Here is a 14,231-nt window from a genome sequence, read left to right on the forward strand (position 1 = left end):
GGCGGGACCCGGGGGGCCGGCCCGCCCCCACCCCCCGGCCCGGGGGGTCGGGCGGGCCCCGCCCCGGCGGCATCCTCACGGCGCGATGGTCTTCAGCCGCAGTACCGGCAACCCGGTTTCGCCGTGCACATCCTCGCGTTGCGGCAGGTCCTGCACGGCGTCCTTCACCGCGTTCAAGGCCGGATCCACGCCGCGCAGCGGATGCCACATGCCGATCCACTGGAAGTGGCGCTCGTAGCGCAGGGTCTGTGCGCTGCCCAGCCACAGTGGCGTATCGCCCGGCTGCAGCTGCACGGCGGCCGGCCACAGGCGCAGCACGTAGCGCTCGTCCGGACGCGCCCCCTGGCGCACCATCAGCAACGCTTCCACGCGCGTGTCCAGCGTTGCCGGCAAGACCGGCAGCTGCTCCGCACCGGTGTCCTTGTCCAGCATCAGCAATGCTTCCTGCCAGCCGGCCTGCTGCTGCAGCGTCCAGCCACGCGCCTCCAGCTGTGCCTGCAATGGGGCCAGGGGACCGGCGACCTGCACATCGAGCGGCCAGCGCTGGTCATCGTCGAACTCGTTGCGGCGCGCCGGCAGCGCGGACCAGTCGTGCTGCCACCACGCCTGCATATCCATCGCCTGCGCGGCGGGCAGGGACGGCTCGAAACGTTCCAGCTTCACCGCGATGTTGCGCGGCGCATACCACATCGCGGCCACGGCGAAGACGCCGTAGAACAGCCAGGCGACCGGTTTGACCCAGAACGACCGGTTGAACCGGCGGCGGTAAGCGATGCCCAGCACCAGCAGCCAGAACGTGCCGAACAGCATGCCGCCGATCACATCGCTCAGCCAGTGTGCGCCCAGATACAGGCGCGAGAAGCCGATCAGGCTGACCACGATGCCCGATACGAGGTACGGCCAGACGCGGGTGCGGCCGGGCATCTCGCGCGCGATCAGGACCGCGAAGAAGCCGAAGGTGATGGTGGCCATGGTCACCGACACCGACGGGAAGCCGAAGCCACTGCTGGCGTCGACCGGGCGGACCACATCCACGGTCGCGCCGAGCAGCAGGGTCAGGGCCAGGCCGAAGGCGAGCGCGGCCAGCCAGTGCGCCGCAGCCATCCAGCGCCGGCGCCAGATCAGGTAGCCCATCGCCGCGGCGGTGGCCGGCAGCAGTACCGGCCATGCGCCGAGCGAGGCCAGCGCCGCCATCGGGTAGTCGGCCAGCGGGTTGCGCAGCGCCAGCATGGCCTGGTGCACCAGCAGATCGACCGCAAGCGGTTCACCGTGTGCGACCACCAGGGTGAGCAGTGCGAACCAGCCCCAGCCGAGCAGCAGCAGCATCAGTGCCAGCATCGCCAACGGCACCGACTCGCGGCGCCTCGGGTCGAGCACGCCGACCGTGTAACGGCCCAGAGTCGGATGGCGGTTGGACCAGTCGAGCAGGCGCGACAGCCAATGATCCATGCGCGCGGCGGACCAGCGGTAGCCGTACAGCACGATCGCCCAGACCAGGCTGAGGATCACCGCGAGCAGGCCGACCACCACCACCAGGCGACCTGCCACGGCCGCGACCGCGTCATAGGCTTCGCCCAGGATCCAGCCTGGCGCCAGGAACAGCACGGCCCAGGAAATGCTGGCGATGCCGCTGGCCTGCATGTAGCGGCTGGCGGGCATGTTCATCATGCCGGCGATGGCGGGGACGAACGGCCGGATCGCGCCGACGTAGCGGGCCACCAGAATGCTCTTGAAGGCATTGCGGCGGAACAGGTTCTCGCCACGGTCCAGCAGTTGCGGGTAGCGGCTGAACGGCCATACGCCGCGCAGGCGATCGCCCCAGCGGCGGCCGATCCAGTAGCTGATGCCGTCGCCCGCGAACGCACCCAGCGCTGCCGCAGCGACCGCGTACGGCCCGGAGATCTGGCCCAGGCCGATGAACACGCCCACGGCAAACAGCAGGGGCAGTGCGGGCACGATGGCGCCGAGAATGATGACCGCATCGCAGAACGCGATCAGAAAAATGACCGCGCCCGCCAGCACGGGATGAGCGGCAATCCACGCGAGGGTGGCGTCGATCCATGAAGAGTCCATTGCCCGATTATAAAGGCGTGAAGGTGACTGGTTCCCAGCCGCTTGCCGACCGTTTGCCACCGTCGGCATCGCCTAGAATGGCGCCATGCCGCATTCGCCAGACGTCCCACCACATGCATTGAAGGCCGACAGCTTCGGCCGCATCCTTCGTATGGAGGGCCCCGACGGGCCGTTCGTGCGCCGCGATCTGGGGGCGACGCCGCTGTGGCTGCGCCTGCCGGCGTGGTGGCTGGCGCGGCGCGAAGCATGCGCGCTGCGCCATATCCACGGCATGGCCGATGTCCCGCAGCTGATCGATTGGGATGGCCGCCACCTGGATCGCAGTTTCATGGCCGGCGATGCCATGTACCAGCGCCCGCCGCGCGGCGACCTCGCCTGGTTCCGCGCCGCGCGGCGCCTGCTGCAGCAGTTGCACCGGCGCGGCGTCGCCCACAACGACCTGGCCAAGGAGGCCAACTGGCTGGTCACCGACGATGGTCGTCCGGCGCTGATCGACTTCCAGCTGGCGGTGATCGGCAATCCGCGCTCGCGCTGGATGCGCCTGCTGGCCCGCGAGGATCTGCGCCATCTGCTCAAGCACAAACGCATGTACTGCCGCGAGTCATTGACGCCGGTGGAGAAGCGCGTGCTCAAGCGCACGTCGTGGGTACGCGAGCTGTGGTTCGCCACCGGCAAGCCGGTCTACCGCTTCGTCACACGGCGCATCCTGCACTGGGAAGACAACGAAGGGCAGGGGCCGAAGCCGTGAGACGGTGGCACGTAGTGACCACGCTGCCGAGCGCGGCCAGCGTCCTGCATCCGCAGCTGGCGGGTGCGGATTTCGTGCATGCCTGCCGCGTCGCCACCCATCGACAGGGGCGCAGTGCGCTGCAGGCCTATCGCGACATGGCAGCGACGGTCCCGGCGTGGTTTGACGGGCTGATGGCGCTGCGCAACCAGGGCATGCGCCTGCTCGGGATGAAGGATCTGGGTTCGCTGCGTGCGGTGCAGGCTGCGCAGCATCCGAGTCCCGGGCAGCGGCTCGGCATTTTCACCCTGCAGTCGCTGCACGATGATGCCATCGTGCTGGAGGATGACGACCGGCACCTGCACGTGCAGCTGGCGCTGCAGTGGCAGGGTGACACGCTGGAAGTGGCGACGGTGGTGCATACGCACAACGCGTTCGGGCGCCTGTACATGCTGCCGGTGGACCCGATGCACCGGCTGATCGTGCCGCATCTGCTGCGCAGGCAGGTACGCGCGTACGGGTAGGCCGGGCCCGGCGGCACCCGGCGCTACCAGAGCGCTAGGGCGTTGCCGGCACCAGCTGCTGGCCAATGAAGTTCCGCTTGGCATCGAAGTCATAGCCGATCTGCAGCTGCCCCACATCCGGGCAGGCATGGCAGTCGCGCAGCGGCGTGCGGTACAGCAGGCGGATGCCGCCGCCTTCCAGTGGTGCGGTGCCTGCGGCCTGCGCCGGTGCGAACGGCGTCGCCTGCGGGTTGGCCTTCAGCACTGCCTGCACAGTCGGGTCGGCGCGCAGCGCATCGTCCAGCTGCACCGCATCGACATCGATGCGCTTGCCGCCTGCATCCACCAGACGCGTGCCTTGGTTGGTGTTGGCACGGAAGGGATATTCAACCGTGGCCACGCCCAGTCCGTCATGCTCATGCCACGCGCTGACATAGGCCAGTTCGCCGCCGGTGGAAAGCTGCTCGGCGGCCGTGATTGCATCCGAGCTGGCGCCGCCGCTGCGCATCGCATCGCGCAGGCAGTCGCGCGTCGCCGCATCGCCTCCCTGACGGCAGGCGTTGAGGTCGCCGTCCCACACCACCGCCTCGCTCCAGCGCATCCGGCCATCGGTCGCTGCCTTCTCCGCGCTGGGGGTGTCCGTGGCGACAGGTTCCTTGCCGGGCTCGGGCGAGCTGCCCTGGCAGGCGGTCATCAGGGCGAGTGCGAGGGCAGGCAGCAGCAGACGGGAACGGCGCATGGCGTGGACCTCGTGCGTTGACTGGAGGCCCGAGTATCGTCAAGACCGGGTGAACTCCGCGTCGGCGCGGCATACTAGCCGCTCATTGCATACGCTGGAGTCTGGAACGTGGGCAGTCTGCAGGGCAAGACCCTTTTCATCACCGGCGCCTCGCGTGGCATCGGCCTGGCGATCGCGCTGCGTGCCGCGCGCGATGGTGCCAACGTGGCCATCGCGGCAAAGTCGTCGGTGCCGAACCCGAAGTTGCCGGGCACCATCCACAGCGCTGCCGACGCGGTGAATGCGGCCGGTGGCCAGGGCCTGGCATTGAAATGCGACATCCGCGAGGAAGAGCAGGTAAAGGCGGCCGTCGCCGCTACGGTCGATACCTTCGGTGGCGTCGACATCCTGGTCAACAACGCCAGCGCGATCTGGCTGCGCGGCACGCTGGAGACACCGATGAAGCGCTTCGACCTGATGCAGCAGGTCAATGCGCGTGGCAGTTTCCTGTGCGCACAGGCCTGCCTGCCGTACCTGCGGCAGGCCCCGAATCCACACATCCTCACCCTCGCGCCGCCGCCGAGCCTGGAACCGAAGTGGTGGGGTGCGCATACCGGCTACACGCTGGCGAAGATGGGCATGAGCTTCGTCACCCTTGGTCTTGCCGCCGAGTTCGGGCCGCAGGGCGTGGCGGTCAATGCGTTGTGGCCGCGCACGGTGATCGCCACCGATGCCATCAACATGATCCCCGGCGTTGACGCGGCGGGATGCCGCACGCCGCAGATCATGGCCGATGCCGCGCACGCAGTGCTGGTACGCGAAGCCGCGGGTTTCCACGGCCAGTTCCTGATCGATGACGAGGTGCTGGCACAGGCCGGCATCACCGACCTGTCCGGCTACGCGGTGGATCCGTCGCGGCCGCTGCTGCCGGATCTGTTCCTCGACTGATCCGATGCGAGTGTCATGATCGGCCAACTGCGATAGAATTCGCGGCTGTAATCGTTTTCAACAAGGATGTGCGTAGATGCTCCGTCGTACCACTGCAGCGCTGCTCGCTGCGTCGTTGTCGCTTGCCCTGGTCGCCTGTGGTGGCAAGCCGCCCACCTCGCCCGGCACGTCCGGAAAGACCGATGCCGCGCCGGCGCAGGATGCCCAGCAGCAGCTGACCGCCAAGCTCAACGCCTATATCGGCTGCTTCAACGCGGTCGATTCCGAGGTGCATGGCAGCGCCCGCGCGTACACGGGCTGGATCAAGGATCTGGAGGCCGGTCCGAGCGGACGCGAGACCCGTGTGTACGGACCAAGCGAGATCGACGACTACGACATGAAGCAGTGCGACGCACCGATCACCGAGGCGATCGCGGCCCAGCCCGCGCTGCCGGAACTCGATGCGGCGGCTGGCCGCTACCTGCAGGCGCTGAAGGCACTGGTGCCGGTCAGCCATGAGGCACACGACTACTACGAGCGCCAGGATTACGAGGACGACCAGTTCGCCAAGGGCAAGCAGCTGCACGCGCCGCTGATGGCTGCGTTCAAGGCCTTCGCTGGCGCCAGCGAAACGTTCAACACTGAACTGGAGCGCCAGAACGATGCTGCCCAGCGCGAGCAGCTCAAGGCGCTGGAACAGGCCGAGGGCCGCACCCGCGAGTACTACCGGCTGGCGATGATGCTGGAAGCGAAAGCGATCATGGACCTGATGGGCGACGACGATTTCGATCCGGCGCAGGCCGGTGAGCGGCTGCAGGCCTTCAATCGCATTTCCGACGAAGCGCATGCCAAGGTGGCCGATCAGGAGCCGGGCAAGCTGGACTGGAACAGCTTCGAGCGCGAAGCCGAGAACTTCCGTCGCGAGGGCAAGGAGCGCCTGCAGCGGGTCAGCAGCAAGACCCCGTACAACGACTTCGAGCGGCGCATGCTGGATTCGCCGTCGATGGCCCCGCGGGGTTCGGCCGGGCGACTGCTGCATGTCTACAACGCGCTGGTGTTCCAGAGCAACCGGCAGTAGATCCGGGCGACAGTCCAGTGTGCCGACACACTGGTCAGTGCCAGCAATCAGATGCGCTGAGGCGGGAGCGGCGGCAGGCCGCTCACCGCCCCGCGCAGGTACGGGTCAGCGGTTGAAGGTTTCCGGCAGCGCGTTGCCGCAGGCCCGGCAGTGGCGTGCATCCGGTTCGTGGCCTTCCAGCCCGCAGTGCGGGCAGCCCCGGGCATCGCGGCGTGCCGCCAGCTCGGCCTCGCGCATGGTGCTGGCCAGTTCGGCGGTGTAGATGCCGGTGGGCACGGCGATGATGCTGTAGCCGATCAGGATCAGCACGGACGTGACGAAGCGGCCGAGTACGGTCTGCGGCACGATGTCGCCGAAGCCGACCGTGGCCATGGTCACCACCGCCCAGTACATGCTGGCAGGAATGTTGCTGAAGCCGTTTTCCGGTCCTTCGATCACGTACATCAGCGCGCCGGCGATGATGGTGATGGTGATCACCGTGAACAGGAACACCAGGATCTTCCGCCGGCTGCGCCACAGCGACTGCATCAGCACGCCGCTTTCCTCGATGTAGCGGGTCAGCTTGAGGATGCGGAACACGCGCAGGATGCGCAGTGCACGCACCACCAGCAGGCTCTGCGCGCCGGGAATGAACATCGACAGGTACGCGGGCAGGATCGACAGCAGGTCGATGATGCCCCAGACGCTCACGGCGTAGCGCAGCGGGCGCTTGACCACGGCCAGCCGCAGCAGGTACTCGGCGGTGAAGATGAGGGTGAAGCCCCACTCGAGCACGTACAGGCTGGTGGACCACTCGGCGTGCAGGTGCTGCACGCTGTCGATCATCACCACCAGGATGCTGGCGATGATGGTCACCACCAGCAGCAGGTCGAAATTGCGCGAGGGCCGGGTATCGTGCCGGTAGATGATGTCGAACCACTGGCGGCGCCAGCCGGTTTCGGTGGCGGGGTTCAGCTGGGGGGCGGAGAACGGTCGCATGGGCGCATTGTGCCGCAGGGGTTCCGGCGCGAGAATGGGCATTCCTGAATCCTGCCGACTGCCATGACCGCCGCGACCGACCCGCTGATCTCCCTTTCGCACTACTACCTGCCGGTCTACAAGCCTCGCCAGGTGGTGCTGGAGCGTGGCCAGGGTGCCCGCGTGTGGGACAGCCAGGGCCGTGAGTTCATCGACCTGGCGGCCGGTATCGCCGTGTGCGGCCTGGGCCACAACGACCCGGATCTGGTGGCGGCGCTGGTCGAGCAGGCCGGCAAGCTCTGGCACACCAGCAATGTGTTCTACAGCGCACCGCCGCTGCACCTGGCGGAAGAGCTGGTGAAGGCCAGCCGCTTCGCCGAGCGCGTGTTCCTGTGCAATTCCGGCGCCGAAGCCAATGAAGTGGCGATCAAGATGGTGCGCAAGTGGGCCTCCAGCCAGGGGCGGCCGGCTGACAAGCGGGTGATCATCACGTTCCGCGGCAGCTTCCACGGCCGCACCCTGGGCGCGGTGACCGCCACCGCCCAGCCGAAGTACCAGGAAGGCTATGAGCCGCTGCCCGGTGGCTTCCGCTACATCGACTTCAACGACGAAGTGCAGCTGGAAACGGCGATGGCCGCGGGCGACGTGGCGGCGGTGATGCTGGAGCCGGTGCAGGGCGAGGGTGGCGTGATGCCGGCCAAGTCCGGTTTCCTCAAGCGCGTGCGCGAGCTGTGCGACCAGCACGGCGCGCTGCTGGTGCTGGATGAGATCCAGGCGGGCATGGGCCGTACCGGCACGCTGTTCGCGCACTGGCAGGATGACGTGGTGCCGGACATGGTCACCCTGGCCAAGGCGCTGGGAGGCGGCTTCCCGATCGGCGCGATGCTGGCCGGCCCGAAGGTCGCCGAGACCATGCAGTTCGGTGCGCACGGCACCACCTTCGGTGGCAATCCGCTGGCTGCTGCCGTCGCCCGCGTAGCGCTGCGCAAACTGTCCTCGCCTGAGATCGCCGCCAATGTCAGCCGCCAGTCGAAGGCGCTGCGCGATGGTTTCGCCCGCATCAGCGAGGAATTCGGCGTGTTCAGTGGCGTACGCGGTCGCGGCCTGATGCTGGGCGCGGTCCTGGCCAAGGACTTCGCCGGGCAGGCCGGTGCCATCCTCGATCACGCGGCCGAACACGGCCTGCTGACCCTGCAGGCCGGTCCGGACGTGCTGCGCTTTGTGCCGTCGTTGAACATCACCGACGAGGAAGTGGCCGAAGGCCTGAAGCGCCTGCGTGCCGCTGTTGCAGCGTTCATCGCCGCACGCTGATCCACCGATGCGGTAGCGCCGGGCCATGCCCGGCGATCGCCGCGGATCAGGATCAGGAGACGCCGGGCATGGCCCGGCGCTACCTCGCCGCGTAGCGCTTCCGTTGGCCCTAAAAGCGCCTGCGTGCCGCTGTTGCGGCGTTCATCGCCGCACGCTGAAGCCTTGGCGCTGACCCCGTTGCCGCGGAATCGCTGTAGAGCCGAGCCCATGCTCGGCTCATCGCGACGTCAGGCAACAGCAGCCGAGCATGGGCTCGGCTCTACAGCAGTCACGTGATCCGGTAGCGCTTCAACACCTTGCCCAGCCCACGGCCATCGTGCACGGTTTCCGCGTGCAGGCCGGCGGCGCGTGCGCCGCGTACGTTGGCGAACAGGTCATCGACGAACAGCGTGTGCGCAGGCGCTGCATCGAGCATCTCCAGCGTGCGCAGGAACACCTCCGGCGCCGGTTTGCGCAGGCCGAAATCGGCGCTGCAGAACACGCGACCCAGCAGGGCAGGGAACAGCTCCGGCAGCAGGGAAGGCAACGCCTGCTTCATCAGCGCGCCATTGTTGGTCAGCACCGCCATCGGCAGCTGCAGGGCCTGCAGCCGTTGCAGCACTGCGCGCTGCGGATGGCTCGCGGCTTGCCGCGCTGCCGTCCAGGTGTCCACGTCGACGGTCCTGTGCAGAAGCTCCCACAATCGCGCCAGATAGGCCGGGCCACCCAGCGAGCCATTGTCATGCGCGGCTTCCAGCCCGCTGTCGTACAACGCGGCCTGCACGGCCTGCGTCGGCACCCCCAGCGCATTCGCCAGATGCAGCACGCGTTGCGCGCGCTGGTAATGCACCAGCACGCCGTCCACATCCAGCAGCAACAGGTCGATCCGCATCGGCCGAGCATGCCATTGCGGCAAGTGTGCGGGAAACCCTGGAGTGGGCATGCGACAGACGGTCGCAGACGCGGCCACAGGGGGCTGCCTAGAATGGCGCTTGAATCCGCAGGAGAGGCAACGATGAAGGCTTGGATGGTGGCAGTGGGACTGGGCGCGCTGATGCTGGCGCCGTCGGCGATGGCGCGTGTGTGTGCGGTGAGCATCGACAGCACCGACCAGATGAGCTTCAGCAGCCGCGAGATCAAGGTCGCCGCCGACTGCACCGCCGTGGACCTGACCCTGCGCCACACCGGCAAGCTGGCCGCCACTGCCATGGGCCACAACTGGGTGCTGACCCGCAGTGCCGATTACCAGCCGGTGGCGATGGCGGGCATGCGCATGACCCTGGCCGACAGCTACCTGCCGAAGGCCGACAAGCGCGTGTTGGCGCACACCAAGGTGATCGGCGGCGGCGAGACCACGCGCGTGCGCTTTTCTACCCAGGGCCTGCAGAAGGGCGGTGACTACACCTTCTTCTGCTCGTTCCCCGGCCACTTCGCGATGATGAAGGGCACGTTCGTCTTTGGTTGATGCCGTTTGTAGCGTCGCACCATGCTCGACTGCTCTTTTCCGCGCCGCGTAGGATGAGCCGGGCATGGCTCGGCTCTACACGTTGCAGCAGATCCACGCCATGCGTGGATACGGTGCAAGGCAGTGCCAACCAAGGTTGGCACCCGCCATGGGCAGGGCTCAGCCCTTGGCGGCCTTGAACGCCACGCGTGCAGCGGCCAGCGTCGCTTCGATCACCGCATCGTCGTGGGCGCTGGACAGGAATCCCGCCTCGTACGCCGACGGCGCCAGGAACACGCCCTGGTCCAGCATGGCGTGGAAGAAACGGTTGAACGCCGGAATGTCACAGGCGGTGGCCTGCGCATAGGTCTCCACCTTCTCGCTGGTGAAGAACAGCCCGAACATCGCGCCGACCCGGGTCGTGGTCACGGCCACTCCGGCGTCTGCGGCCGCAGCTTCCAGGCCCTCGCACAGGCGTGCGGTGCGCTCGGCCAGGTCGGCGTGGAAGCCGGGTTGCTGGACCAGTTCCAGCATTGCCAGGCCGGCCGCCATCGCCACTGGATTGCCGCTGAGCGTGCCGGCCTGGTAGATCGGGCCGGCGGGGGCGATCTGCTGCATCAGGTCGCGGCGACCGCCATAGGCGCCCACCGGCATGCCGCCGCCGATGATCTTGCCGAAGGTGGTCAGGTCCGGCGTGATCCCGTAATGCGCCTGCGCGCCGCCGAGCGCCACGCGGAAGCCGGTCATCACTTCATCGAAGATCAGCAGTGCGCCGTGTTGCGTGCACAGCTCGCGCAGGTGCTGCAGGTAGCCGTCGCGCGGCGGGATGCAGTTGGCGTTGCCCACCACCGGTTCGATGATCAGGCCGGCGATCTCGCTGCCCTGTGCCTCGAACAGTGCGGTGGCGGCCTCGAAGTCGTTGTAGGGCAGGGTCAGGGTGAGTTCGCTCAGGCCTGCCGGAACGCCCGGGGAGGTGGGCACACCGAGGGTCAGCATGCCGCTGCCGGCCTTCACCAGGAACGAGTCGCCATGGCCGTGGTAACACCCTTCGAACTTGACGATGCGGTTGCGACCGGTGGCACCGCGCGCCAGGCGGATCGCCGACAGGGTCGCCTCGGTGCCGGAGTTGACCATCCGCACCATCTCGCAGGACGGCACCAGGCGGGTGATGGTCTCGGCCATGGTCACTTCGGCGGCGCACGGCGCACCGAACGAGAGGCCCTGTTCGACGGCCTTCTTCACCGCCTGGCGTACGGCCGGATGATTGTGGCCGACGATCATCGGACCCCAGGAACCGACATAGTCGATGTAGCGGTTGCCGTCCACGTCGTACAGGTAGGCGCCATCGGCGCGCTCGACGAAGAAGGGCTCGCCGCCGACCGACTTGAACGCGCGGACCGGCGAATTGACGCCGCCCGGCAGCAAGTGCTGGGCACGGGAGAACAGGGCGTGGGACTGGTCGTGGTTCATCGGGTTTCCTGGGTGTTACCGGAACTGGGCGAGGTAGGCGCGCTGGGTGGCGACCGGGTCCGGTGCGGCGTAGATGCCGCTGACCACGGCCACCAGGTCGGCGCCGGCCTCGATGAGGGGACCGACATTGTCCGGCGTCAGGCCGCCGATCGCCACCCGCGGTAAGCCCAGTGCGGCGCTCTGCCGCAGCAGATCGATGTGGGCACGGCTGGTGGTGATCTTGGTGGTGGTCGGAAAGAAGGCGCCGAAGGCCACATAGCTGGCGCCAGCGGCTGCGGCGGTGTCGGCGTTGGCCAGCTGGTCGTAGCAGGAGGCGCCGATGATGGCGTCGGCACCGAGCAGGGCGCGCGCGCTGGCGATGTCGCCGTCGGTACCGCCCAGATGCACGCCGGCTGCGCCCACGGCCCGGGCCAGTGCCGGGTCATCATTGACGATCAGCGGCACGCCGTGCTCCGCGCACAGCGCCTGCAGTGCGGTGGCCTGTTCCAGCCGCAGCGCGTCGCTGGCGGTCTTGTTGCGGTACTGCAGCCAGGTGGCGTCGGCGGCCAGCAAGGGCGCGGTACGGGCCAGCAGGCGTGCGGTGTCGGGCTCATCCGGGGTGATGAGGTAGACGCCACGGGGCGCCGGGGAAGCAGAAGTCATCGATGGCTACCGGTGAGTGGACCGCGATGGGACAATGGCGGCCCGTGAATTCAACCCCGATTATCCGATGAGCGATGCCACCCCCACCACCCTGCGTACCTGGATGTGCGTGGTCTGCGGCTTCCTTTACCACGAGGCCGACGGCCTGCCGGAAGAGGGCATTGCGCCGGGCACGCGCTGGGAAGACATTCCGGACACCTGGACCTGCCCTGACTGCGGCGTCACCAAGGCCGATTTCGAGATGGTCGAGGTCGATTGATGGACGTGGGGCGGGCCGCAGGTCCGCGCACCGGCCACCTCAATGCAGCCGTGGCATCGGCCCGCCCAGATCGATCAGCTTCTCGCGCAGCCACTGCGCGTCGCTGGCCTCGGGATTGCGCTTGAGGTACTGCCCCAGATCGTGCCGGGCTCCCGTCAGGTACTCCAGCTGCAGGTAGGCCAGGCCCCGGTCGCGCAGGGCGTCGTCCTGCTCCGGCGCCAGCTTCAGCAGGCGGTCGGCACTGCGCGCGGCACGGTCCCATTCACCGGCCTCGGCATACACGCCGTGCAGGTTGCGCAGCATCCGCATCAGGATTGCGCGGGAGGGTGCCGGATCGAGAATCTGCGCCAGCACCTGGTCGTCGGGCATCTGCCCGCCCAGATGTGACTTTGCGCGCTCGCGCAGTTCGTCCACATCCAGCGGCCGTCCGCCGTTGAACGGGTCCATCACCAGGACACCGTCATCCACCGGCAGGCGCACCAGGAAGTGGCCGGGGAAGGACACGCCGTCCAGCGGAATGCCCAGCCGCCGCGCGACCTCCATCTGTACCAGCGCCAGCGAGATCGGATTGCCGAGCCTGCGCTCGAAGACCTGGTTGAGATAACTGTTGCGCGGATCGTAATACTCGTCGTGGTCGCCGCTGTAGCCCAGTTCGTCGAACAGGTGGCGATTGATCGCGGCCATTTTCAGCGGACTGCGCTCGATGCTGTCCACTTCGGCGCGAAGGTGGTCGACATGGCTCTGGATCAGCGCGTCGTAGGTGGACGGCTGCAGATCCGGATATTCATCGCGCGCAATCAGCAGCGCGGTCGGCAACAACGGCAGCGCCTCGTCTTCGAGGTCGGCCAGTGCATCCCAGTCGGGGAGTGTGATCCGGTCCGGCATGGTCACAGACTGGCGGCAATCGCAGACGGATTCAAGCGGTGTGGCGTGAAAAATCCAGGGGCCAGATCCCGTCCGCGTGCGAAAGGGATCTGCCCCCGACCGGGGCGCTGGCCGGCCGCCGGGCCGCGTGGGCCTACTTCTCGATGCCCGGGCCGAAGGTCAGTTCGGTACCGTCCTTCAGCTTGAGCTTCTCGGCCTGGCCGGCGTTGAGTTCCAGCACGTAGCGGGCCGGGCCGCCGCTGGGGTAGGGCGGGCACATGTCGCCGGCCGAGCACGGCGGTACGTCGCGCTGCTGGCTGACCAGCTTGCGCTGGCTGTCGAAGTACAGGATATCCAGCGCGATCTTGGTGTTCTTCATCCAGTACGCCTGCATTTCCTCGCGGTCATGGATGAACAGCATGCCGTGGTCAACGGGCATCTGGTCGCGGAACATCAGCCCGCGTGCGCGGGTCTCGTCATTGGTTGCCAGCTCCACGTGGTAGCGGGCGCCGTCCAGTTCGACCCAGTGACGGGCCGCATCGGTGGCACAGCCGGCCAGGGCCAGCAGGGGAAGCATCAGCAGCGAACGCAGCAGCGACATCGTCAGGATCCTTCGCGTGAGGGTCAGAGCACGACCGGCGGTTCGCCGCCGATGATCACCACGTCGGCACGGCGACGGGCAAACAGGCCGACGCAGACGACGCCCGGCAGCTGGTTGAGCTCGCGCTCGAGCTTTTCCGGATCGGTGATCTGCAGGTTGTGGATGTCCAGGATCTGGTTGCCGTTGTCGGTGACCACGCCCTCGCGCCAGGTCGGCTGGCCCCCGGTCATGTCGCGGATCTGCCGGGCCACCAGGCTGCGTGCCATCGGAATCACTTCCACCGGCAGCGGGAACCTGCCCAGCACCGGGACCTGCTTGCTCGGGTCGACGATGCAGACGAAGCGCTCGCTGGCCTCGGCAATGATCTTCTCGCGGGTCAGTGCAGCGCCACCGCCCTTGATCAGGCACTTGCCGGGATCGCACTCGTCGGCGCCGTCGACGTACAGCGACAGGTTGCCGGTGTGGTTCAGCTCGATCACCTCGATCCCGTGCTGCTTCAGGCGCGCGGTGCTCTGTTCCGAGCTGGACACCGCACCCTTGATGCGATGCTGGATGCGCGCCAGCGCATCAATGAAATAGGCGACGGTGGAACCGGTGCCGACACCGACGATCATGCCGTCTTCGACGTACTCGATGGCTTTCTCAGCGGCCAGGCGCTTGGCTTCGGACATGGGAGGA

The 14,231-nt window shown here is 67.7% G+C and carries 16 protein-coding genes; 7 read left to right on the forward strand and 9 right to left on the reverse strand.

Translation table 11 applies throughout. From position 1 onward, the window contains the following. Nucleotides 1-75: 75 nt before the first annotated feature. Nucleotides 76-2,073, reverse strand: a complete 1,998-nt coding sequence (locus tag ACVOKU_RS09860; protein WP_481559799.1) for a bifunctional DedA family/phosphatase PAP2 family protein — start codon at nucleotides 2,071-2,073, stop codon at nucleotides 76-78. A gap of 85 nt (nucleotides 2,074-2,158) precedes the next feature. Here ACVOKU_RS09860 and ACVOKU_RS09865 point away from each other — a divergent pair, with 85 nt between their 5' ends. Beyond that, nucleotides 2,159-2,821 (forward strand): serine/threonine-protein kinase, encoded by a 663-nt coding sequence (locus ACVOKU_RS09865; protein ID WP_481559800.1) that lies wholly within the window; start codon nucleotides 2,159-2,161, stop codon nucleotides 2,819-2,821. 14 nt (nucleotides 2,822-2,835) lie between these two features. Next, entirely contained in the window at nucleotides 2,836-3,324 is a 489-nt protein-coding gene (locus ACVOKU_RS09870) for a DUF2867 domain-containing protein (RefSeq protein ID WP_481559801.1), read from the forward strand. 34 nt (nucleotides 3,325-3,358) lie between these two features. Here ACVOKU_RS09870 and ACVOKU_RS09875 read toward each other — a convergent pair whose 3' ends face one another. Continuing rightward, nucleotides 3,359-4,042, reverse strand: a complete 684-nt coding sequence (locus ACVOKU_RS09875) for a hypothetical protein (protein WP_111186792.1) — start codon at nucleotides 4,040-4,042, stop codon at nucleotides 3,359-3,361. A gap of 108 nt (nucleotides 4,043-4,150) precedes the next feature. Between ACVOKU_RS09875 and ACVOKU_RS09880 the strand changes: the two genes are divergently transcribed. Beyond that, on the forward strand, nucleotides 4,151-4,969 hold the full coding sequence (locus tag ACVOKU_RS09880) for an SDR family oxidoreductase (RefSeq protein ID WP_481559802.1): 819 nt from the start codon (nucleotides 4,151-4,153) through the stop codon (nucleotides 4,967-4,969). A gap of 76 nt (nucleotides 4,970-5,045) precedes the next feature. Next, nucleotides 5,046-6,026, forward strand: coding sequence for a YiiG family protein (locus tag ACVOKU_RS09885; protein WP_481559803.1), 981 nt, complete (start codon nucleotides 5,046-5,048; stop codon nucleotides 6,024-6,026). A 105-nt stretch (nucleotides 6,027-6,131) separates the two neighbouring features. Here the strand turns inward: ACVOKU_RS09885 and ACVOKU_RS09890 are convergent, their stop codons facing one another. After that, nucleotides 6,132-7,004, reverse strand: coding sequence for an ion transporter (locus ACVOKU_RS09890; protein WP_277381802.1), 873 nt, complete (start codon nucleotides 7,002-7,004; stop codon nucleotides 6,132-6,134). 63 nt (nucleotides 7,005-7,067) lie between these two features. Here ACVOKU_RS09890 and ACVOKU_RS09895 point away from each other — a divergent pair, with 63 nt between their 5' ends. Further along, on the forward strand, nucleotides 7,068-8,294 hold the full coding sequence (locus ACVOKU_RS09895; protein ID WP_065175082.1) for an acetylornithine transaminase: 1,227 nt from the start codon (nucleotides 7,068-7,070) through the stop codon (nucleotides 8,292-8,294). Between the two features lie 268 nt (nucleotides 8,295-8,562). Here the strand turns inward: ACVOKU_RS09895 and ACVOKU_RS09900 are convergent, their stop codons facing one another. After that, on the reverse strand, nucleotides 8,563-9,165 hold the full coding sequence (locus tag ACVOKU_RS09900; protein ID WP_481559804.1) for an HAD-IA family hydrolase: 603 nt from the start codon (nucleotides 9,163-9,165) through the stop codon (nucleotides 8,563-8,565). A 123-nt stretch (nucleotides 9,166-9,288) separates the two neighbouring features. On the opposite strand from ACVOKU_RS09900, the gene azu reads away from it, so the two are divergent. Beyond that, entirely contained in the window at nucleotides 9,289-9,738 is a 450-nt protein-coding gene (gene azu / locus ACVOKU_RS09905) for an azurin (RefSeq protein ID WP_050509801.1), read from the forward strand. A 159-nt stretch (nucleotides 9,739-9,897) separates the two neighbouring features. Here azu and hemL read toward each other — a convergent pair whose 3' ends face one another. Further along, a complete protein-coding gene (gene hemL, locus ACVOKU_RS09910; protein WP_065175080.1) occupies nucleotides 9,898-11,187 on the reverse strand; it encodes a glutamate-1-semialdehyde 2,1-aminomutase in 1,290 nt (429 codons plus the stop codon). A gap of 15 nt (nucleotides 11,188-11,202) precedes the next feature. Next, nucleotides 11,203-11,829, reverse strand: coding sequence for a thiamine phosphate synthase (gene thiE, locus ACVOKU_RS09915; RefSeq protein ID WP_481559805.1), 627 nt, complete (start codon nucleotides 11,827-11,829; stop codon nucleotides 11,203-11,205). Between the two features lie 34 nt (nucleotides 11,830-11,863). On the opposite strand from thiE, the gene ACVOKU_RS09920 reads away from it, so the two are divergent. Next, nucleotides 11,864-12,088: a rubredoxin gene (locus ACVOKU_RS09920; RefSeq protein ID WP_053519835.1), complete on the forward strand. Its 225-nt coding sequence runs from the start codon at nucleotides 11,864-11,866 to the stop codon at nucleotides 12,086-12,088. A gap of 39 nt (nucleotides 12,089-12,127) precedes the next feature. On the opposite strand, the gene ACVOKU_RS09925 is transcribed toward ACVOKU_RS09920, so the two are convergent. The 3 genes from ACVOKU_RS09925 to rpiA form a co-directional block, all read right to left on the reverse strand. After that, entirely contained in the window at nucleotides 12,128-12,973 is an 846-nt protein-coding gene (locus ACVOKU_RS09925) for a SirB1 family protein (protein ID WP_053519834.1), read from the reverse strand. A 133-nt stretch (nucleotides 12,974-13,106) separates the two neighbouring features. After that, nucleotides 13,107-13,553, reverse strand: a complete 447-nt coding sequence (locus ACVOKU_RS09930; RefSeq protein ID WP_074899705.1) for a DUF192 domain-containing protein — start codon at nucleotides 13,551-13,553, stop codon at nucleotides 13,107-13,109. Nucleotides 13,554-13,576: 23 nt separating this feature from the next. Continuing rightward, entirely contained in the window at nucleotides 13,577-14,224 is a 648-nt protein-coding gene (gene rpiA, locus ACVOKU_RS09935; protein ID WP_065175077.1) for a ribose-5-phosphate isomerase RpiA, read from the reverse strand. Nucleotides 14,225-14,231: the final 7 nt, after the last annotated feature.

It is taken from the genome of Stenotrophomonas sp. STEN147 (assembly GCF_056757995.1).